This is a genomic window from Lysobacter niastensis, assembly GCF_015453285.1.
GTDB lineage: Bacteria > Pseudomonadota > Gammaproteobacteria > Xanthomonadales > Xanthomonadaceae > Lysobacter_J > Lysobacter_J niastensis.
On the sequence record NZ_JADLZT010000003.1, the window covers coordinates 260,947 to 280,792 of the forward strand.

18 protein-coding genes are annotated in these 19,846 nt (G+C 67.8%); 8 read left to right on the forward strand and 10 right to left on the reverse strand.

Going from position 1 to position 19,846, the window contains the following annotated elements; genetic code table 11:
* Positions 1 to 4: 4 nt before the first annotated feature.
* On the reverse strand, positions 5 to 1,525 hold the full coding sequence (locus IU514_RS06320) for an OpgD/OpgG family glucan biosynthesis protein (protein WP_324187792.1): 1,521 nt from the start codon (positions 1,523 to 1,525) through the stop codon (positions 5 to 7).
* 212 nt (positions 1,526 to 1,737) lie between these two features.
* Between IU514_RS06320 and IU514_RS06325 the strand changes: the two genes are divergently transcribed.
* Positions 1,738 to 2,904, forward strand: coding sequence for a glycosyltransferase family 4 protein (locus IU514_RS06325; protein ID WP_194930233.1), 1,167 nt, complete (start codon positions 1,738 to 1,740; stop codon positions 2,902 to 2,904).
* 5 nt (positions 2,905 to 2,909) lie between these two features.
* The gene (locus tag IU514_RS06330; protein WP_194930483.1) at positions 2,910 to 3,467 is read left to right on the forward strand and encodes a phosphatase PAP2 family protein; all 558 of its coding nucleotides are present in this window, start codon (positions 2,910 to 2,912) and stop codon (positions 3,465 to 3,467) included.
* A 9-nt stretch (positions 3,468 to 3,476) separates the two neighbouring features.
* Here IU514_RS06330 and IU514_RS06335 read toward each other — a convergent pair whose 3' ends face one another.
* The 6 genes from IU514_RS06335 to creB all read right to left on the reverse strand — a co-directional run bounded on the left by IU514_RS06335 (position 3,477) and on the right by creB (position 8,947).
* The gene (locus IU514_RS06335) at positions 3,477 to 3,905 is read right to left on the reverse strand and encodes a hypothetical protein (protein ID WP_194930234.1); all 429 of its coding nucleotides are present in this window, start codon (positions 3,903 to 3,905) and stop codon (positions 3,477 to 3,479) included.
* Positions 3,845 to 4,732, reverse strand: a complete 888-nt coding sequence (locus IU514_RS06340; RefSeq protein ID WP_194930484.1) for a carbon-nitrogen hydrolase family protein — start codon at positions 4,730 to 4,732, stop codon at positions 3,845 to 3,847. Before IU514_RS06340 ends, IU514_RS06335 begins: the two co-directional genes overlap by 61 nt.
* A 32-nt stretch (positions 4,733 to 4,764) precedes the next feature.
* A complete protein-coding gene (locus tag IU514_RS06345; RefSeq protein WP_194930235.1) occupies positions 4,765 to 5,292 on the reverse strand; it encodes a GNAT family N-acetyltransferase in 528 nt (175 codons plus the stop codon).
* Positions 5,293 to 5,355: 63 nt separating this feature from the next.
* On the reverse strand, positions 5,356 to 6,750 hold the full coding sequence (gene creD, locus IU514_RS06350) for a cell envelope integrity protein CreD (protein WP_194930236.1): 1,395 nt from the start codon (positions 6,748 to 6,750) through the stop codon (positions 5,356 to 5,358).
* Between the two features lie 86 nt (positions 6,751 to 6,836).
* A complete protein-coding gene (gene creC / locus IU514_RS06355) occupies positions 6,837 to 8,279 on the reverse strand; it encodes a two-component system sensor histidine kinase CreC (protein ID WP_194930237.1) in 1,443 nt (480 codons plus the stop codon).
* Entirely contained in the window at positions 8,276 to 8,947 is a 672-nt protein-coding gene (creB, locus tag IU514_RS06360) for a two-component system response regulator CreB (protein ID WP_194930238.1), read from the reverse strand. The genes creC and creB overlap by 4 nt, the downstream gene beginning before the upstream one ends.
* Before the next feature lie 62 nt (positions 8,948 to 9,009).
* Here creB and IU514_RS06365 point away from each other — a divergent pair, with 62 nt between their 5' ends.
* Complete coding sequence (locus IU514_RS06365; RefSeq protein ID WP_194930239.1) at positions 9,010 to 9,867, forward strand: 23S rRNA (adenine(2030)-N(6))-methyltransferase RlmJ; 858 nt, start codon at positions 9,010 to 9,012, stop codon at positions 9,865 to 9,867.
* A gap of 42 nt (positions 9,868 to 9,909) precedes the next feature.
* Entirely contained in the window at positions 9,910 to 10,932 is a 1,023-nt protein-coding gene (locus tag IU514_RS06370; RefSeq protein ID WP_386760893.1) for a polysaccharide deacetylase family protein, read from the forward strand.
* A gap of 10 nt (positions 10,933 to 10,942) precedes the next feature.
* Here IU514_RS06370 and IU514_RS06375 read toward each other — a convergent pair whose 3' ends face one another.
* Complete coding sequence (locus IU514_RS06375; protein WP_194930240.1) at positions 10,943 to 11,854, reverse strand: cation diffusion facilitator family transporter; 912 nt, start codon at positions 11,852 to 11,854, stop codon at positions 10,943 to 10,945.
* Between the two features lie 220 nt (positions 11,855 to 12,074).
* Here IU514_RS06375 and IU514_RS06380 point away from each other — a divergent pair, with 220 nt between their 5' ends.
* Entirely contained in the window at positions 12,075 to 12,629 is a 555-nt protein-coding gene (locus IU514_RS06380) for a GNAT family N-acetyltransferase (RefSeq protein WP_194930241.1), read from the forward strand.
* 111 nt (positions 12,630 to 12,740) lie between these two features.
* The gene (locus IU514_RS06385; protein ID WP_194930242.1) at positions 12,741 to 13,790 is read left to right on the forward strand and encodes a class I SAM-dependent methyltransferase; all 1,050 of its coding nucleotides are present in this window, start codon (positions 12,741 to 12,743) and stop codon (positions 13,788 to 13,790) included.
* Between the two features lie 71 nt (positions 13,791 to 13,861).
* Here the strand turns inward: IU514_RS06385 and IU514_RS06390 are convergent, their stop codons facing one another.
* Positions 13,862 to 14,287: an organic hydroperoxide resistance protein gene (locus tag IU514_RS06390; protein WP_194930243.1), complete on the reverse strand. Its 426-nt coding sequence runs from the start codon at positions 14,285 to 14,287 to the stop codon at positions 13,862 to 13,864.
* 117 nt (positions 14,288 to 14,404) lie between these two features.
* Positions 14,405 to 14,872, reverse strand: a complete 468-nt coding sequence (locus IU514_RS06395) for a MarR family winged helix-turn-helix transcriptional regulator (RefSeq protein WP_194930244.1) — start codon at positions 14,870 to 14,872, stop codon at positions 14,405 to 14,407.
* A 204-nt stretch (positions 14,873 to 15,076) separates the two neighbouring features.
* On the opposite strand from IU514_RS06395, the gene mfd reads away from it, so the two are divergent.
* Together mfd and IU514_RS06405 are read left to right on the forward strand one after the other, a co-directional pair.
* A complete protein-coding gene (mfd, locus tag IU514_RS06400) occupies positions 15,077 to 18,538 on the forward strand; it encodes a transcription-repair coupling factor (RefSeq protein WP_194930245.1) in 3,462 nt (1,153 codons plus the stop codon).
* Between the two features lie 136 nt (positions 18,539 to 18,674).
* Positions 18,675 to 19,817 (forward strand): acyltransferase family protein, encoded by a 1,143-nt coding sequence (locus tag IU514_RS06405; protein ID WP_194930246.1) that lies wholly within the window; start codon positions 18,675 to 18,677, stop codon positions 19,815 to 19,817.
* The last annotated feature ends 29 nt before the right edge of the window (positions 19,818 to 19,846 follow it).

The window sequence follows — 19,846 nt, forward strand, 5'->3', positions numbered from 1 at the left end:
CCGGTCACAGCGTCCACCGGTACAGCCAGGTTTCCGACAGCGGGCCGGCGCCGTCACGCAGCACGGCGCGCAACTCGACGCTGCGTTCCGCGCCCGGGAGCAGTTCGAACGCGATGCGCCAACCGCCTCCTTCCGGGTTCGGATGCGCGACGACGTTGGCCACCTGTCCCTTGGACGCACTGACATCGGCACGCACGTCCTTGCCGTCGCCCACCTTGGCCAGACGACCGCCGGCGACGTCGATCACGACGCGCCGCGAGCCCTTCGGGCCGGCGCCGATGCGGGTGCGCGCCACCGCCGCCAGCTGCGGCAGCCAAGTGTGGTCGTTGCACCAGTGCAGGCGATAGTCGAACCGATGCTCTCGTCCTGCCGCGAGCGGCTGCGTCGGCCGCCAGAACGCGACGATGTTGTCGTGGAACTCGTCCCCGGTCGGAAGCTCGAGCAGGTGCACGGCGCCCTCGCCCCAATCGCCCACGGGTTCTACCCACAGGCTCGGACGCTTCTCGTAATGCGCCTCGCTGTCGGCGTAATCGGCGAAGGCGCGCTTGCGCTGCATCAGGCCGAAGCCGCGCGGCCGGGTGTCCTCGAACCCGCTCTCCTGGATCACCGACGGATTCTGCAGCGGACGCCATATCTGCTCGCCGCGGCCGTTGATCATCGCGAGTCCATCCGAGTCGTGCACCGCAGGGCGGTAATCGTCGATGCCTGCGCGATCGTTCGCATCGAACTGGAACATGCTGGTCAGCGGCGCGATGCCGGCCTTGTCCAGCGCGACGCGCGGGAACAGGCGCATCGACACGTCGAACACGGTCTCGGTGCCCGGATGGATGTCGAAGCGGAACGCGCCGGCCGCACTGGGCGAATCCATCAGCGCATGCACCACCGCGTGGTCGGCGCCCTTGCCCGGCTGCTCCAGCCAGAACGCGCGGAACACCGGGAACTCCTCGGCCGGCCCGCCGCTGCCCAGGGCCAGCCCTCGCGCGGACAGCCCATAAGCCTGACCCTTGGCGACGGCGCGGAAGTAGCTGGCGCCGAGGAACGCGCACACCTCGTCGAAGTAATCGGGCCGGTTGATCGGCGAATGCAGGCGGAAGCCGGCATAGCCCAGGTCGTTCTCGGTCGGCGCGGGCGCGCCGTCGAAGGTGAACTGATCGGGGTGGTAGACCACCGGCGTCGCCTGTCCGCCACTCACCGCGTAGACATCGACGCGGTCGCGGAACAGGAAGGCCCGATGGAAGAACTGCGCCTGGAACGGCAGCCCCTGGTCGCGCCACAAGGCCTTGGCAGGATTGAAGCGGATGCCGCGGTACTGGTCGTATCCGATCTTCGCGAGCGACGGCGGCAGCGCCTGCGCCTGCGGCTTGAACGGCGCGGCGGCCAGCGTACGCGCCAGGCCGGCGACGGTGTCCTCGCCAAACGGCGTCGGTGCGGACCGCGACGCTTCCCGCGCCCGCGCGGCCCCGTCGGGCACCAGCGAGATCAACGGCCAACACAGTCCTGCCAACAGCACTTCCCGTCGTTGCACGTGCTCTCCTTGGGTCCCGGCATCCGGGTAGCCGCGCATTGTATGAACTGGAGCGTTAACGCCGCCGCGACGCGCGACCCATCTGCGCATCAGGACGGACGCTTGCCAGCACGCGTAATCGTTTTCTCACGCACGCCGTCATCGCGCCGTCATCGCATTGCCATCGCCGTTTCACCGTACCCGGCCAGCCTTGCAAAAACCGGGAGCCGCGCATGCGCTACGCGATCATCACCGAGACGTACCCGCCGGAAGTCAACGGCGTCGCCCTGACCGTGCAGGGCCTGGAGCGGGGACTCCGCTCCCGCGGCCACGACGTCCAGTTGATCCGGCCACGGCAGCCGGACGACGTCGAAGGCACCGATCATCTCGAACTGCTCCTGCCGGGCGCGCCGCTGCCGCGGTATCCGGGCCTGCGGCTGGGCCTTCCCGCCACGCGCCGGTTGCGCGCGCAATGGCAGCAATGGCGGCCGGACGCGATCTACGTCGCCACCGAAGGCCCGCTCGGCTGGTCGGCATTGCGCGCGGCAAGACGGCTCGGCATTCCGGCCGCAACCGGGTTCCACACCCGCTTCGACGAATACATGCGCGACTACGGCGCCGCTTTCCTGGCGCACACGGCGCTTCGCTGGATGCGCCGCTTCCACAACGGCGCCGATGCGACCCTGGTGCCGACCCAGGAGTTGCAGCAGTTCCTGCAGTCGCAACGCTTCGACAACGTGGTGCGACTGCCGCGCGCGGTCGACACCGGCCTGTTCGACCCGCAGCGCCGCGATCCCGCGCTGCGTCGCGAATGGGGGCTGGACGACAACGGCTTCGCCGCGATCTACGTCGGCCGCATCGCCGCGGAGAAGAACCTCGGCCTGGCGGTGCGCGCGTTCCGCGAACTGCAGAAGACCCGACCCGGGGCGCGCTTCGTCTGGGTCGGCGACGGCCCCGCGCGCGAACGGCTGCAGCACGACAACCCCGATTTCATCTTCTGCGGCGTGCAGCGCGGCGAGTCGCTGGCGCGCCACTTCGCCAGCGGCGACCTGTTCGTGTTCCCGAGCCTCAGCGAGACCTTCGGCAACGTCACGCTGGAGGCTCTCGCCAGCGGCGTGCCTACCGTGGCGTTCGACTACGGTGCGGCACGCGAGCACCTGATCAACGACGTGCACGGCGCCGCGATCGGCCCGGGCGACGAAGCCGGCTTCATCGCCGCCTGCGCCCGCATCGCCGGCGACGACCTGAGCCGCGCAGCGATGCGCATGGCCACGCGCCAGGCCGTGGCGACATTGCGCCCGGAACGTGTCGCCGCCGATTTCGATTCGCTGCTGATAGGCCTGGCCCAGGCACGCGTGGCAGACGAGCCCGCCCCGCCGGCGGAACAGGAGGTCCCATGAGCCGCATGCCGCTGCACAGGTCACCTCTTCGCCGACGCCTCATCGACCGCGACAGCGGCTGGTGCCTGCGCGCCAACCGCTGGGGCAAGCGCAGCCATTCGCGCGCCTACTTCGCTGCGATCAGCCGTCTCGGAGACGGCGTGTTCTGGTACGTGCTGATGGCGGCGCTGGTGCTGGTGGACGGCATCCAAGGCCTGGCCGCTTCGGCGCACATGGCCGCCACGGGCGTGATCGCACTGACGCTGTACAAGCTGCTCAAGCGCTGGACGCGCCGCCCACGGCCGTTTGCTTCCGACGCGCGCATCCGCGCCTGGGTGGCGCCGCTGGACGAGTTCAGCTTCCCATCGGGCCATACGCTGCATGCGATAGCCTTCAGCCTGGTGGCGATGGCGCACTACCCGACGCTGGCATGGCTGCTGGTGCCGTTCACGGCCAGCGTCGCGGCCTCGCGCGTCGTGCTGGGCCTGCACTATCCCAGCGATGTGCTCGCCGCAACGGCGATCGGCACGGCGCTCGCGGGGTTGTCGCTGTGGCTGGTGCCGGGCGTGTCGTTGTTCTGGTGACGCCTGCCGCTACCTGACGTAGCGCACCTCCACGGGGCCTATACGGGACTGCTCTTTGTACGTCACCGCATTCGCCGGCAACCGCACCTCAAGCGTGACGTCATCCACCCAGCGCACATCCAGCCTGACACGATCATCCACCACCAGAGCGTTTCCCGGATCATTTGGCAGGGCATCACTCCGAGACAGCACTGAAAGCTGTGTGCTGTGGCCCGTGGTCGCGCCGCAAGCACGCTCAAACACCACCGCAGTGCGGTGACTGCTCGGTGAGATCGTCGTTGCAACCAGATCGTTGCCGCAGAGATCAGCGCAAGCCGAAAGCGACACCACCGTCAGCAGCGTCAGGCAGCGCAGCCAGACATTGACTCCGCCACCCATCACCGCGCGAATGCGCTCACCTTCGCCCGAGCCACGCTGGGAAAATACTGGCTTGCCCAATCGCGATCGTTCGCCACCTGCGCCTGAGTGCGGCTTGCCTCCAGTGCGGCGAAGTCGAGCGTGGCTACGGCCCAGTGCTGCTGCCCGCTGGTCTGCACGATCATGCCGTCGTGCGGGAGACCCACGTCCATCGGTGCGATCAGCGCCGCCTCGCCGGTGTTGACGTCGAGCGCCGGGCTCCACAGAGCTTCCCCCGCGGTCACCGCCTGCGCGACGAAGGAGCGGTTTTCCAGTGCGCGAGCCAGGCAGCCGACGCGAACGCGTGTCGCGCCCGCCTCGGTGTCGGTACAACTCGGCACGATCAGCAACCGCGCGCCGGCCTCGCATTGGGCGCGCACAGGCAGCGGAAACTCGCTGTCGTAGCACACGGCGATCGCACTGCGGACCTCGCCGGTCTCGAACACCTTCAGCGCGTCGCCCGGTTCGATGACCTGCGCGCGTTTCTCGAAGCCGGTCAGGCGCAACTTGTCCTGCCAGACATGGCTGCCGTCGGGTGCGAACGCATAGCTTCGGTTGCGGTAGCGGCCGTGCCCCAGGTCGAGCAGGAACGTACCGGCCACGACGTGCATCGCGCACTCGCGCGCCAGTTGTGCGAACAGGTCGAGCCAGCGGCCATGATGAACCTGTATCGCCGCCATTGACGCATGCAGATCGCTGCGCGTGGCCTCGTCGAACGTCGCACCCAGTTCCAGCGACAGGTACTCGGGCAGCACCGCCATCTGCGCGCCGAGCCGGTGCGCTTCGTCCAGCCACTGCGCCTGCTTCGCCGCGAACGCATCGAAATCCCCCGGCGCGTCGATCGTGTACTTGGCCACCGCGACTTTCATCGCGCCTTGCATCACAGCGCTCATCGCCCCGCTCATAGCATGTCCTCCAGCGGCCGCAGCCAGTACGTCAGGGTGTGCATGACCTCGCCACCGCCTACCTCGTTCCACGGCAGCGACATGCTCAGATTGGCGGCACGCCGGTAACCGCGCTTGTGCCAGAACGCCTCGTTGCCGCGATGGGCGGACGGACGGCGCGGATCGTCGTCGCTGCGGTCGACCGCGCAGAACGACGTCCAGCGGAAGCCGCCCAGGGCGCGTGCATGCGCTTCGCGTTCGTCGAAGAAGCGATGGCCCAGGCCCAGGCCACGGTAACGTGGAAGCAGAACCGACTCGCCGCAGTAGAAGACCTGCCCGGTGTCGTAGCCGGCCTGGGCGAGCACCACCACGCTGCGCGGCGAGTCGACGTAGGTGCGCAGGTATTGCGCCTCGTAGCCGGCATCACCCTCGTAGAGGTAAGGCCAGTCGCGGAACACCGCGATGCGCAGCCGCGCGATGTCTTCGAGATGAGGTTCGATCGCGGTGCCGGAGCAGCATCGGATCGTCAGTGCTGAAGTATCCATGGCTCGATTCTAAGTCCTGAGATCCGGCGCCATGGCCCGGAGCGACCATACCGCCAGCACGGGTCAGGCCCGCGCCATCGCGGCACGGCTGCCGGACAGCTGGTACCAGTCGACTCGCCGCGTGACCACCATGATCGCCGCCAGGATCACGAACAGCAGCGCCGAGCCCAGCACGAGCGCGTTGTCCTCCGATACCAGCAATCCATACAGCGCCGCGTACAGCGTGGCCAGCATCGCCGCGAAACCGATGCCACGCACAGCGCTGTGCAACACGGCACTGACGTAGAAACCGAGCAGCCCGATGCAGGCGACGCTCGCGGCCAGATAGGCCCAGCCGAAGGCGATGTGCTCGCTCAGGCTGACCAGCAGCAGGAAGAAGATCGCCAGCGCCAGCCCGACCAGCACGTACTGGATCGGGTGGATGCGCAGCTGCTTGATCAGCTCGAACATGAAGAAGCCGACGAAGGTCAGCAGCACGAACAGCATGCCGTACTTGCTCGCGCGGTCGGCCTGCGAGTAGACATTGACCGGATCGACCAGCGACAGGCCCACCGCATCGATGCCGCCCATGCGCATCGCCTCCCCCTCCGCCTCACCGCTCTCCAGTTCCGGCAGGCGCTTGCCGGCCAGGTATTGCGCCTGCGCGTTGGTGGCCAGCGAGGACACCTCCCACTGCGCGTTGAAGCCCTTGGCGCTGATGTCATGCATGCGCGGAAGGAAGCTGCCACCGAAGCGCGGATGCGGCCAGGCCGACTCGATGGAGAAACGGTTGCTCTTGCCCAGCGGCACGATCGCCAACGACTCGGTGCCACCCAGCACGAAGTCCAGCCTCGTCTCCAGCTTCAGGACCTGTCCGGCGGAAGGTTCGGCCAGACGCACGTGCACGCCGCCGCCGTCGCGACTGCCCAGGCCTTCCTCCAGCGCCATGTCGACGCCGTTGACCTGCAGGCGCGGCGAGCCGATCAGGCCGCGCACGTCGGCGATGCCATAGCTCAGCCACGGGCGGCCGATGCGGCGGGCGGGCGCGACGCCTTCCGGTGCGGTAGCGGGATTGTCGGCGCCATCCTGCGGGATGCGCACGTCGAACCGGGCGCGGGCATTGGCCTGCCACTCGTAGACGCGCACCTCGTGCAGCCCGCGACGGCGGACGCCCGGCCGCAATTGACCGCCGGCCTCCAGCGACACCGGGAAGAAGGTCCACTGCCCCGCCTCCTCGCGCACTACCTTGCGGGGAAAGCCCCGGTCGTCCTTCTCCTCCACTTCCACCTTGCGCGTGTACGGCACCACCAGCACCGGACCGGCGAACGACTGCGCGCCCGCGTAGCTGCGCGCGATGCCTTCCACCGCCTGTGTCCGGTACATCTGCCGCTCGCCGATCACGCCGCGGATCATCGAAAGCGGCACCAGGATCGCCAGGGCCAGGCCCAGCACCATCAGTATCTTCAGTCCCAGACGCATGTGCGTCTCCCGTCGTTGGTCGTGACGGCAGGATCGAGGACGTTCGTGTGGCGCCGATGGCGCGACGGTGAAGCGAGGGTGAAGTCTCAGCGCAGCGGCAGGTCCAGCGACGCCACGGCGCCGCCGCCCTCGCGGTTGACCAGCGCGGCGCTGCCGCCGTGCAGTTGCGCGACTTCGGCGACGAAGCACAGCCCCAGACCGCTGCTGCGGCTGCCGTTGTCCGGACGTGCGAGCGAATAGAAGCGCTCGAACACGCGCGATACCGCATAGCCGGGAATTCCTGCTCCGCGGTCGCGGACCTCGATGTGCAGCCTGCCCGCGCGATGCGAATACTGCAGCTCGATCGTCCCGCCTTGCGGCGAAAAGTCGGCGGCGTTGTCGATCAGGTTGACCAGAGCCTGTCGTAGCAGGAAAGCGTCGCCTGACACCTCCAGCGACCCGTCGTCGGCCATCACTTCGACGCGCTGCCCGCGTTGCGACAACCGCAGCGCACACTGCGCGGCGGCCTCGCGTGCGATCCCGGCGACGTCGACACTCTCGGGATTGTCCAGCCGCTGGCGATGCTCCACTGCCGCCAGCGCCAGCATCTTGTCGATCATCTGTGCCAGACGCTCGCTCTGCGCGCGGATGCTGGCAGCGAAGCGCGCGCGGTCGGCTTCGTCCATCGGCGAGTCGCCGCCTGCCTGCTCGAGCAGTTCGGCGCTGCCACGGATCGCCGCCAGCGGACTCTTCATCTCATGCGTCAGCGTGTGCACGTACTGCTCGACGTACTGCTTGCCCTCCAGGCGCGCACGCATCGTCTCCAGCGCGTTTCCGAGGTCGGCGAACTCGCCGGCCGACTTCGGCAGCGTCGCGCGTTCGCCGGCGGTGACCGCGTGGGCATAACGGCGCAACCCACCGAGCTGGCGTGACAGCCACCACGCCGCGACCAGTCCCACCAGCAGCGCCACGCCCATCAGCACGATGCCCCAGCGCGTCACCACCGCCTGGCTGCGCTCGATGAAAGGCGCGATGGAGCGGTTGGGCTTGGCGATGGTCAGCACGCCGATGATGCGGTCGCCGTCGCGGATTGGCGCGGCGACGTGCATCACCGTGGAGTTCGGATCGTTCGGGTCGCTGCGGGTGGAGCGCGCACCGTAGCGTCCGCGCAGCGTCAGATAGACATCGTTCCAGCGCGAGTAGTCCTTGCCGACATCGCGTCCGGTGCTGTCGAACACGACGATGCCGCGGGCGTCGGTCACGTACAGTCGGTAGTTGGCGGCGCGCTTGTCGAAGCCCCAGATCTCGGCACCGAGGTCGCGCCCGCGCAGTGCCTTCACCCGGCGCGCGAAATTGCCGTCGTTGATGCGGCCAGCCATCAGGTCGTCGGTAGCCAGTTCGGCGAGAACGTTGGCGCTGTCGACCAGCGTGTCCTCCATCGCCTGGCGCACGCCAGGCTTGACCTCGGCGATGAACACCCGCGCCAGCAGCCACGCCGCCAGCGCGACTATCAGGAAGTAGCCCAGGAAGATGCGCAGTCCGATCTTCATCGCGATTCGAGCGAGTAGCCCAGCCCGCGATGGGTGCGGATCGGGTCGGAGTCCGGGGCGACCGCGTGCAGCTTGGCGCGCAGGGTCTTGATGTGGGTGTCGACGGTGCGGTCGCCGCTGTCCAGCGCATCGCCCCAGACGCGATCCATCAGCTGCGCACGCGACAGCACGGCGCCGGGACGCAGCAGCAGCGCCGCGAGCAGGCCGTACTCGTAACGGGTCAGGTCCAGCGGCTGGCCGCGGTAGCGGATCCGGCGGCTGTCGGCGTCGTGCACGAAACCGGCCAGGGCCGCCTCGGCCGGTTGTGGGCGTCCGCGCCGCAGCACCACCCGCACCCGGGTGGCGAGCTCGCGCGGCGAGAACGGCTTGGTGACGTAATCGTCGGCACCGATCTCCAGGCCGAGGATGCGATCGGCCTCGGCTCCCTGGGCGGTCAGGAAGATCACCGGCAGGTCGCCGTCGCGGCGCAGTTCGCGGCACAGCGCCAGCCCGCCGATGTCCGGCAGGCCGATGTCGAGTACTGCCAGGTCGAACGGCTGCGCGCGCGCCTGGCGCAGCGCCTCGCCGCCGGTCAGGCAGTGCACGGCCTCGAAACCCTCGGCCCGCAGCGCGTAAAGCACCGTTTCGGCGATTGCGGTTTCGTCTTCGACCAGCAGGATGCGCGGCATGCGGAGGCCATGGACCCGGGGGGCACCAGCATAGGACAAGCGCCACGGGCTACCCTATGCCCATGAACTACCGCCACGCCTTCCACGCCGGCAACCACGCCGACGTGCTCAAGCACGTCGTACTGCTGGCCCTGTGCGACGCAATGACCGCCAAGCCGGCGCCGCTGTTCGCCCTCGACACCCATGCCGGCCGCGGCCTGTACGCGCTCGACAGCAACTCCGCGCAGCGCACCGGCGAGGCCGAGGGTGGCATCGGGCGCCTGCTCGCCGAAGCCCCCAAGGATCCGCTGATCGACCACTACCTGCGGGCCGTGCGTGCCTGCCGCGTCGAACACGGACGCGCCGCCTACCCCGGCTCGCCGTGGCTGCTCGCCCATGCGCTGCGGGCGGACGACCGCATCGCCGTCTGCGAACTGCACCCCGAGGAAGCCGGCCAGCTCCGCGCCAACTTCAGCGCCGACGAGCGCGTCGCCGTGCACGAGCGCGACGGCTACGCGGCGATGAAAGCGCTGCTGCCCCCGCGCATCGGCAATACCCGCTACAACCGTGGGCTCGTGTTGATCGACCCGCCGTACGAGGCGCAGCTGGAGGAGTTCGACGCGGTCATCCACTCGTTGCGCGAAGCATTGACGCGCTGGCCGCAGGCGACCTACGCGCTGTGGTACCCGATCAAGCTGCGCCGCTCGCTGCAGCCGTTCTTCCGCCGTGCCGCCGCGCTGCCGGCCAAGTCGGCGCTGCTGGCCGAACTGCAGGTCTACCCCGACGATTCGCCGCTGCGCATGACCGGCAGCGGCATGCTGCTGCTCAACCCACCCTACAAGCTCGACGAAAAGCTCGCGCCCGCCCTGCCGGTACTGGCGCAGGTGCTGGGGGAAGTGCAGCCTCAGTCGCGGCTCGAATGGCTGCGGCAGGCGCCGTGATCGCGGGCGCGGTCCGGCACGGATAAGGAGAAACGCAGCAGCATGCCAGCTTCGATCCTGCGCCTGCTGTTCCGGCGCGTGCTGTTCAGACGCCTGCTCCCGGTCGTCCCGGCCATGGCCCTGCTGCTGGCCGCCGCCGTCCACGCGAACGAGCCCGACCGCCGCATCGCGGTGACCTTCGACGATCTTCCGTGGGCGTCGCTGGAACCGGCCACGCCGCTTCCGGCGGAGGGATCGGTGCCGATGGACATGCTGGACCACCACAAAAGGCTCGTGGATGCCCTGCGGCAAAGCGGCGTCCCCGCCATCGGCTTCGTCAACGAATCGCGGCTGTGGTCCCAGGGCAGTTTCCGCCCCGATCGCACGGCGATGCTCGAAGCCTGGCTGGAGGCCGGCCTGTCTCTCGGCAACCACACCGCCAGCCACCTCGACTTCAACGCGGTGGGCCTGGAGGCGTACCAGCGCGACATTCTGCTGGGCGAGGCGCACCTGCGGCCGCTGCTCGCGGCACGTGGCCAGACGCCGCAATGGTTCCGCCATCCCTACCTGCGAACCGGAACGAACCATGACGACCGGACCGCGCTGGAGACCTTCCTGCGCGAGCACGGCTATCGCATCGCGCCGGTCACGGTGACGAACTCGGACTGGATTTGGGCGGCCGCCTACCGCAACACCTTGCGGCAGGGCGACGAGCAGACCCGGCAACGGCTACGCCAGGACTATGTGAGATACATGATGCTGCGCGTCGCCTACTTCGAGCGCCGGTCCAGCATGCTGCTGGGCTACCTGGTGCCGCAGGTCCTGTTGCTGCATGCCAACGAACTCAACGCCGATGCGTTCGCTGCGCTGGGCGATGCCCTGCGCGGACACGGCTACCGGTTCGTGTCGCTGGAGGACGCCACCCGGGACCCCGCCTATGCGCGGCCCGACGGCTACACCGGCAGCTATGGCACCAGTTGGATCCATCGCTGGGCCGCGGCCGAGAACCGCGGCACTTCGTTCTACGGCGGCGAGCCCACGACGCCGCGCTGGGTTCTGGAACTGGCAGGCGTCGCCTCGGAATAGCGCAGCCGCCTCAGGCCGACTTGAAGTCCGGCTCGAAGAAGCTCCAGCGCACTTCCGGGAAAGCCTGCTTCATCGCCCGCTCCACGGCGTTGATGTGCTCGGAGAGCATCCGCACGCTGTTCTCTTCGCGCATCTGCGCCTGCACCGAGACCATGACCTCGTTGCCGAGCTGCAGCGTGATCACGCTGATCACGCGCGCGATCTCCGGGCGCTTGTCTAGGAACTCGCGGATCTGGCGCTGGCGCTCGGGATCCACGCTCTGGCCGATCAGCAGCGCCTTGATCTCGACCGCGACCAGCACCGCGACAACCACCAGCAGCGCGCCGATGGCGATGGTGCCGATGGCGTCCCACACCGGGTTGCCGGTGATCACGGCCAGCATCACCGCACCCAGCGCCAGCACCAGGCCGAGCAGCGCGGCCAGGTCCTCGCCGAAGATCACCACCAGCTCGGCCTGGCGGCTCTCGCGGAACCACTGCCAGATCGAGCGCGACCCGCGCGACTTCCTGACCTCATACAGGCAGGCCTTCATCGAGATGGCCTCGGCGATGATGCCGAACACCAGTACGCCTGCCGCCCACCACCACTGCTTCAGCGGTTCGGGGTGCTGCAGCTTGTGGATGCCCTCGTACAGCGAAAACATGCCGCCGATCGTGAAGAGCATCACCGCGACCAGGAACGACCAGAAGTAGATCGCCTTGCCATAGCCCAGGGGGTAGTCCGGAGACACCGGGCGCTTGGCCTGGCGCATGCCGAACAGCAGCAGCAACTGGTTTCCGCAGTCGGCCAGCGAGTGCACGGTTTCGGCCAGCATCGCGCTCGACCCGGTGAAAAAGGCAGCGACACCCTTCGCCACCGCAATAGCAAAATTGGCGCCAAGCGCGAACACGATCGCGCGGGTCGAATCTCCACCACCAGCCATGCTGTCTTCCTTGCTCCAGGTTGTCGGGCATTGTGCCGCGCGAGTCTAGCATCGGGGGCGATGCCCCCCGGCCGCCACGACTGCATCCGTGACGCGCTCGCACCCGTTCGCGACCCCGGCTCCCAGCCGATTGCACCCGCGAAAACCGGCCCTTGAGCAGCGCCTGGATGTAAAAACCGAATGAAGGGTTTTGCAAAAGCGTTGTGCGAATATCCGCCGCATGGCCGCGCGCGAACGACTCCCACCCTGGCACGAACGCCAGCGTCTCCCCAATGGGCGTGAGGTGCTCATCCGCCCCATCCGTCCCGAAGACGCGGAACCGATCCGCGCCGCCTTCGGGCTGCTGGGACCGGAAGAAGTGCGCCAGCGTTTCCTCTATGCGCTCAAGGAACTGACACCGGACATGGCCGAACGCCTGACCCGGATCAATCCGAAGACCGAGTTCGCACTGGTCGCCGCCGAGCCGCTGCCGCCCGGCGAAGCCCTGGTCGGTGCCGTTGCCCGCATCGCCATCGACGACAACGGCCACGATGCCGAGTTCGCCATCCTCGTGAGCCACTACGTCGCCGGGCTCGGCCTGGGCCGTTACCTGATGACGCGGCTGGTCAAGTGGGCGCGCGGCAAGAAGCTCGACCGCGTGTACGGCGACGTGTTCGAACACAACCAGCCGATGCTCGCGCTGGCGCAGTCGCTTGGCTTTGAACGCGAGTTCCAGCAGGACGCGCCCGGGCTCGTGCGGGTCGTGCTGAACCTCAAGCCGGCCGAAGCGGCCTGACATTCCCGAGCCGGATCGCGTGGCGCCCGGCCGCGCGCGGGCCGTGCCGGTAGCCCGCGGCAGGCGGTGCCGCTTGTCCATGGAAGGTCCGCATCACCCCGGGGCGCAGCCATGAGCATCAACGAAGACCGGCTCAACCAGTTTCTCGGCCACGCGGTCGGCGACCTCGGCGCCGCGATCAGCGCCGCGCTGATGCTCGTCGGCGACCAGCTCGGGCTGTACAAGGCGCTGGCGAAACGGCCGATGACCTCCGGCGAGCTGGCGCGGCAGACCGATACCAACGAACGCTACGTGCGCGAGTGGCTCGGCAACCAGGCCGCCGGCGGCTACGTGCAATACGACGCGGCCACCGACACTTACTCGTTGAGCGAGGAACAGGCGGCGTGCCTGGCAGACCCGCACGGGCCGGTCGACCTGCCCGGCGCGTACTCGGTGGTCGAAGCCACGTTCCATGCACTCGAACGCACCAAGGAAAACTTCCGCACGGGCAAGGGCATGGAGTGGGGCGAACACCATCCCTGCCTGTTCCAGGGCACCGAACGCTTCTTCCGCGCGGGCTACAACGCCAACCTGCTCGCCAGCTGGCTGCCAGCGCTCGACGGAGTGCTCGAGAAGCTCAGGGCCGGCGGCAAGGCGGCCGATGTCGGCTGCGGGCATGGCGCCAGCACCACGCTGATGGCGCATGCGTTCCCCAAGGCGAGCTTCATCGGCTACGACTACCATCCGCCTTCGATCGAGGTCGCACGCGAGCGTGCCAAGCAGGCCTGCGTCGACAATGCGTACTTCGAAGTCGCCGATGCCACCGGCTACAGCGGCCATCACTTCGACCTGATCTGCTTCTTCGACTGCCTGCACGACATGGGCGATCCGGTCGGTGCCGCGCGGCACGCGCTGCAGGCGCTCAGGCCCGATGGCAACTGCATGCTCGTGGAGCCCTTCGCCAACGACAAGGTCGAAGACAACCTCAATCCCGTCGGACGCGTGTACTACGGCGCATCCTCCCAGATCTGCGTGCCGGTATCGCTTGCGCGCAACGGGCCTGCACTGGGTGCGCAGGCAGGTGAAGCGCGGCTGCGTGCCGTGATGGAGGAAGCGGGCTTCACTCGCTTCCGCCGCGCGACGCAGACGCCGTTCAACCTCGTCTTCGAAGCGCGTCCGTAGTCCTCACACGACGACTCCCGGCGCGTGCCGGGAGTCGTCGAGCCTGCTCGGAGGTTTCCAGCGACGAGCGCTTACAGCACCGTCAGGGTGACGTCGACGTTGCCGCGGGTTGCGTTGGAGTACGGGCAGACGTGGTGCGCCTTCTGCACCAGCGCTTCGGCCTGCTCGCGCGGCATGCCCGGGATCGAGATCTTCAGTTCGACCGCAAGGCCGAAGCCGCCTTCGATCGGGCCGATGCCGACGGCACCTTCGATGCTGGTGTCGGCCGGCAGCGCGATCTTCTCCTTGCCGGCGACGAACTTGATCGCGCCGATGAAGCATGCCGAATAGCCGGCGGCGAACAACTGCTCGGGGTTGGTGCCTTCGCCACCGGCACCGCCGAGCTCGCGCGGCGTGGTGAGCTTGACGTCCAGCACCTTGTCGGAGGACACGGCGCGGCCATCACGGCCACCGGTGGCTTTGGCGTAGGCGGTGTAGAGGATCTGCGGGACGGACATGGGATGACTCCTGTTGGGGGGGACTGCGGGGATTGGATGCCGTTGCCGGCGGATTACCACTATGCGCTATTAAATAGCGCGCTATATGTTTGATCAAACGAAACGTGGGCAGTGGGGCTACGTGTTCCTGGCAAGGCTGGTCCGCAGCGACTCCAGTTGCTGCTTCATCGCGCCCAGCTCATCGACCGTGCATTCGGTCGCGCAGAACAGTTCCATCGGCACCGCGCGCGCTTCGGCCTTCTGCGCCCGGCCTTCCGGCGTCAGCGCGATGATGACCTGACGCTCGTCGTCCTTGGCCCGCGTGCGCGTAATCAGCCCGGACGCTTCCAGCCGCTTGAGCAGCGGCGTCAGCGTCGCCGAGTCGAGGAACAACCTTTCGCCGATTTCAGAGACGGTGACCTGGTCGCGCTCCCACAGCACCAGCATCACGAGGTACTGCGGATACGTCAGGCCAAGCGGGGCCAGCAGCTTGCGATAGACCTTGTTCAACGCCAGGCCGGTCGAATACAGCGCGAAACAGAGCTGGGCATCCAGCGTCTGCGGGGCTGCGGCCTTCGGCTTGCGGGTGGCGGCGGCGGTCTTCATGGGCCGGTAATTTACATAGCGCGCTATCTACTTGCAAGCGATCATTATCGCAACCGCTGGAACGGTGCGATCCGGCGACGGCGGGCGGAACCGGCCCCGTTCCTGCACAACCGCAGGCGAACCTCTCCCGTAAAATGCTGCCCTCTTTGCGCTGGAGCGATGGCTTCCGGCGCTGCCCGTGTTTTGCGCGAGATGCCCGAGCCGATGCCGAAATCCGCCTTCCCTTCCCCGCCCCTGCCCAGGACCGGCCAGCAGCGCGCCTGGTGGCGCGCGCCATCCTCGAGCTCAGCGCTCGCATTCCATATCGCGGCCGCAGCCAATGCGCACGATGGGCCGCTGCTGGCGGTGACCCGCGACAACCAAGGCGCGAACCAGCTCGAAAGCGACCTTCGCACCCTGCTGGGCGTCGCCTCGGACCTGCCGGTGCTGGCCTTCCCCGACTGGGAAACCCTGCCCTACGACGTCTTCAGCCCGCACCCGGACATCGTCAGCCAGCGACTGGCGGCATTGCATCGCCTGCCCTCGCTCGAACGCGGCATCGTCGTCGTGCCGATACAGACGCTGCTGCAACGGCTGGCTCCGCTCAAGCACGTCGTCGGCGGCAGTTTCGACGTCAAGGTCGGCCAGAGGCTGGACCTGGACGCCGAGAAGCGCCGGTTGGAATCGGCGGGCTACCGCCACGTCCCGCAGGTGCTCGATCCGGGCGACTTCGCGGTGCGCGGCGGCCTGCTCGACGTCTACCCGATGGGCGCGGACCAGCCGTTCCGCGTCGAACTGCTCGACGACGAGATCGAGACCATCCGCGCCTTCGACCCGGAGTCGCAGCGCTCGCTGGACAAGATCGACGCGGTGCACCTGCTGCCGGGCCGCGAAGTGCCGCTCGACGACGCCTCGCTCAAGCGCGCGCTCGATGCCCTGCGCGACCGCTTCGACCTCGACACCCGGCGCAGCGCGCTCTACCAGGACCTGAAGGCCGGACTCGCACCTCCGGGCATCGAGTACTACCTGCCGCTGTTCTTCGATCGCACCGCGACGCTGTTCGACTACCTGTCCGACCGCACGCTGCCGGTGCTCGCCGATGGCGCAATGGAGGCCGCCGACCAGTTCTGGACGCACACCGCCGAACGCTACGAGCAGCGCCGCCACGACCTCGAACGCCCGTTGCTGCCGCCCGACGCGCTTTACCTCGCGCCCGACGCATTGCGCGAGCGGCTCAACGACACGCAGCGCATCGAGGTCTGCGGCGAAGCGCACGCTCAGCGCGAACGCGCGTCGGCGCTGGGCGACCAGCCGGCAGCGGCGCTGCCGATCGCGGCGAAGGACCACGCTCCCGGCGAAGCGCTGCGCTCGTTCCTCGCCAGCTACCCGGGACGCGTACTCATTGCTGCCGATTCTCCCGGCCGCCGCGAAGCCCTCGGCGAGATGCTGGCTTCCGCCGACCTCCAGCCGAAGGTGCTAACCGGTTGGCCCGAGTTCGCCTCGACCGATGTGCGCTTCGCGCTGGCCGTGGCACCGTTCGACGACGGCTTCGCCATTACCGATCCCGCGCTGGCGGTGCTCACCGAGCGCCAGTTATTCCCGGAGCGCGCCAGCCAGCCGCGCCGCCGCCGTCGCGCCGGTCGCGAACCGGAAGCGATCATCCGTGACCTGGGCGAACTGTCCGAAGGCGCGCCGATCGTGCACGAGGATCACGGCGTCGGCCGCTACCGTGGACTGATCACGCTGGAGGCCGGCGGCCTCCCCGGCGAGTACCTGGAGATCGAATACGCCAAGGGCGACCGGTTGTACGTTCCTGTCGCGCAGCTGCACCTGATCAACCGCTACTCGGGCGCCTCGCAGGAAACCGCGCCGTTGCATTCGCTGGGTGGCGAACAGTGGACCAAGGCCAAGCGCAAGGCCGCGGAGAAGGTCCGCGACGTGGCCGCGGAACTGCTGGAGATCCAGGCCAAGCGCCAGGCACGCGCCGGTCTGGCGATCGACGTCGACCGCGTGGCGTACGAGCCGTTCGCGGCCACGTTCCCCTTCGAGGAAACGCCCGATCAGCACTCCGCGATCGAAGCGGTGATCCGCGACCTGGCTTCCAGCCAGCCCATGGACCGCGTGGTCTGCGGCGACGTCGGCTTCGGCAAGACCGAAGTCGCGGTGCGTGCTGCCTTCGTCAGCGCGATGAGCGGCAAGCAGGTCGCCGTGCTGGTGCCGACCACGCTGCTGGCCGAACAGCATTACCGCAACTTCCGCGACCGGTTCGCCGATTGGCCGATCAAGGTCGAGGTGCTGTCGCGCTTCAAGACCAAGAAGGAAATCGAGACCGAACTGCAGAAGGTATCCGAAGGCCAGATCGACGTGATCGTCGGCACGCACCGGCTGTTGCAGCCGGACGTGCGCTTCAAGGACCTGGGCGCGGTCATCGTCGACGAGGAACAGCGCTTCGGCGTGCGCCAGAAGGAGGCGCTGAAGGCCTTGCGCGCGAACGTGCACCTGCTCACGCTCACCGCGACGCCGATCCCGCGTACGCTCAACATGGCCATGGCAGGGCTGCGCGACCTGTCGATCATCGCCACGCCGCCTGCGCATCGACTCGCTGTGCAGACGTTCGTCGTGCCGTGGGACGACATGCAGCTGCGCGAGGCCTTCCAGCGCGAACTCTCGCGCGGCGGCCAGGTGTACTTCCTGCACAACGACGTGGAAAGCATCGGGCGCATGCAGCGCCAGCTCGAGGAACTGGTGCCGGAAGCCCGCATCGGCGTCGCCCACGGCCAGATGCCGGAACGCGAACTGGAACGGGTGATGCTCGACTTCCACAAGCAGCGCTTCAACGTGCTGCTGGCCACGACCATCATCGAGTCGGGCATCGACATTCCCAATGCCAACACCATCATCATGAACCGCGCCGACAAGTTCGGCCTTGCGCAGCTGCACCAGCTGCGCGGCCGCGTCGGCCGTTCGCACCACCGCGCGTATGCCTACCTGGTCGTGCCCGAACCGAAGGCGATGACCGCCGACGCACGCAAGCGCCTGGACGCGATCGCGGCGATGGACGAACTCGGCGCCGGCTTCACCCTGGCCACGCACGACCTGGAGATCCGCGGCGCCGGCGAGTTGCTGGGCGAAGACCAGAGCGGGCAGATGGCCGAAGTAGGCTTCAGCCTGTACACCGAACTGCTGGAGCGTGCGGTTCGCTCGATCAAGCAGGGCAAGCTGCCCGACGTCGACGCGCATGAGGCGCGTGGCGCCGAGGTCGAGCTGCACGTGCCCGCGCTGATCCCGGATGACTACCTGCCCGACGTACACACGCGCCTGACGCTGTACAAGCGCATCAGCAGCGCGCGCAATGCCGAGGAGCTGCGCGAGCTGCAGGTCGAGATGATCGACCGTTTCGGCCTCCTGCCCGATGCGGCCAAGCATCTGTTCACGGTCGCCGAGCTGAAGCTGCTGGCCACGGACCTGGGCGTCCGCAAGCTCGACCTGGGCGACAAGGGCGGGCGCGTGCAGTTCGTGGAGAAGCCCAACGTCGACCCGATGGCGATCATCAAGCTGATCCAGGGCCAGCCCAAGCTGTACCAGATGGAGGGCCCGGACAAGCTGCGCCTGAAGCTGGAACTGCCCGACGCGCCCGCACGGGTACAGGCCGCCAAGGGCCTGCTGATCACGCTGGGGAGGCAATAAGCGGCCAGCTGCGACCGCTGGCCTGCCGGCCGTCGTCTGCCTGAACCGGTCGGGTGCGGCGTTGACCGCCCGATCGGGTGACACCCGTTGGAAGCATGGAACGCGGCTTGCTAGAAGCCGCGCGCAGGGAAAGGCCATGCGACCCACCCGCATCCAACAGATCGACCTGCTGCGATTCCTCGCGGCCATGATGGTCGTCTTCTTCCACTACGGGTTCCGGGGTTATGCCGGCGAACGCACGGAGATGCCCTATCCGCTGTTGGCGCCCGTTGCCCAGTACGGCTACCTCGGAGTGCAGCTGTTCTTCATGATCAGCGGATTCGTGATCCTGATGACCGCATCGCATGCCAGCCTTCGCGGTTTTGTGGTGTCGCGGGCGGTTCGCCTTTACCCCGCGTTCTGGATCTGCTGCACGCTGACCTTCCTCGCCACCCTGGTGTTGGGCGCGGACCGGTTCCAGGCCACGGCCACCCAATATCTCCTCAACCTGACCATGCTGGGCGGCTTCCTGCACGTGAAGTCGATCGATGGCGTCTACTGGTCGCTGTTCGTCGAGCTGCAGTTCTACGCATTTGTCGCACTGCTGCTGGTGCTTGGCCAGATTCGACGCGCGGAAACCTGGCTGGTGCTGTGGCTGCTGGCCACCGCGGTGATCGAATGGCTGGATGCCGGTACATTGCGCGCACTGCTGATCACAGCGTATTCCGGCTACTTCATCGCCGGCGCCACGTGCTACCTGATCCATCAGCACGGATGGTCGGCCAACCGGATTGCGCTGATCGTCGCTGCCTGGCTGCACGTGCTGTATCAGGCCGCTGGCCGGATCGCCTCCTTCGAGCAGGTGTTCCATGTACCCATCAGTACGCTCATCGTGCTGGCGATCATCACCTCGTTCTTTGCCGTCATGCTGCTGGTGGCCACGCGTGGCACGTCGGCAACCAATGCCCGATGGGTCGCGCTCGGCGCATTGACCTACCCGCTCTACCTCCTGCACCAGAACATCGGGTACATGGCCTTCAATGCGCTGTACCCGGCCGTGAACCCCCACGTGCTGTTCTGGTCCGCCATCGCAACGATGCTGATTGCGTCCCACGTCGCGCACCTTTTCCTGGAGCGGCCGCTGTCGCGACGGCTCCGGTACCTGCTCGATTCGCTGCTCGATCTGCTTGCCAGGGCATGGCGCCCATGGACAACGGAGCCGAGCGACTCGTCCCTCGACATCAGCGGAGCCAGAGAGATGCCAGGCGGGCATGACAGTCGAAGCAACGAACTGCGATGATGCGGCACCGCACTCCTGGACAATGACAT

Excerpts from the sequence above, each read along its gene's own strand:
- IU514_RS06325 (WP_194930233.1), top strand. The coding sequence starts at position 1,738 with ATGCGCTACGCGATCATCACCGAGACGTACCCGCCGGAAGTCAACGGC.
- IU514_RS06330 (WP_194930483.1), top strand. The coding sequence starts at position 2,910 with ATGCCGCTGCACAGGTCACCTCTTCGCCGACGCCTCATCGACCGCGAC.
- IU514_RS06340 (WP_194930484.1), bottom strand. The coding sequence starts at position 4,732 with ATGAAAGTCGCGGTGGCCAAGTACACGATCGACGCGCCGGGGGATTTC.
- IU514_RS06345 (WP_194930235.1), bottom strand. The coding sequence starts at position 5,292 with ATGGATACTTCAGCACTGACGATCCGATGCTGCTCCGGCACCGCGATC.
- creD (WP_194930236.1), bottom strand. The coding sequence starts at position 6,750 with ATGCGTCTGGGACTGAAGATACTGATGGTGCTGGGCCTGGCCCTGGCG.
- creC (WP_194930237.1), bottom strand. The coding sequence starts at position 8,279 with ATGAAGATCGGACTGCGCATCTTCCTGGGCTACTTCCTGATAGTCGCG.
- creB (WP_194930238.1), bottom strand. The coding sequence starts at position 8,947 with ATGCCGCGCATCCTGCTGGTCGAAGACGAAACCGCAATCGCCGAAACG.
- IU514_RS06365 (WP_194930239.1), top strand. The coding sequence starts at position 9,010 with ATGAACTACCGCCACGCCTTCCACGCCGGCAACCACGCCGACGTGCTC.
- IU514_RS06370 (WP_386760893.1), top strand. The coding sequence starts at position 9,910 with ATGCCAGCTTCGATCCTGCGCCTGCTGTTCCGGCGCGTGCTGTTCAGA.
- IU514_RS06375 (WP_194930240.1), bottom strand. The coding sequence starts at position 11,854 with ATGGCTGGTGGTGGAGATTCGACCCGCGCGATCGTGTTCGCGCTTGGC.
- IU514_RS06380 (WP_194930241.1), top strand. The coding sequence starts at position 12,075 with ATGGCCGCGCGCGAACGACTCCCACCCTGGCACGAACGCCAGCGTCTC.
- IU514_RS06385 (WP_194930242.1), top strand. The coding sequence starts at position 12,741 with ATGAGCATCAACGAAGACCGGCTCAACCAGTTTCTCGGCCACGCGGTC.
- IU514_RS06390 (WP_194930243.1), bottom strand. The coding sequence starts at position 14,287 with ATGTCCGTCCCGCAGATCCTCTACACCGCCTACGCCAAAGCCACCGGT.
- IU514_RS06395 (WP_194930244.1), bottom strand. The coding sequence starts at position 14,872 with ATGAAGACCGCCGCCGCCACCCGCAAGCCGAAGGCCGCAGCCCCGCAG.
- mfd (WP_194930245.1), top strand. The coding sequence starts at position 15,077 with ATGCCGAAATCCGCCTTCCCTTCCCCGCCCCTGCCCAGGACCGGCCAG.
- IU514_RS06405 (WP_194930246.1), top strand. The coding sequence starts at position 18,675 with ATGCGACCCACCCGCATCCAACAGATCGACCTGCTGCGATTCCTCGCG.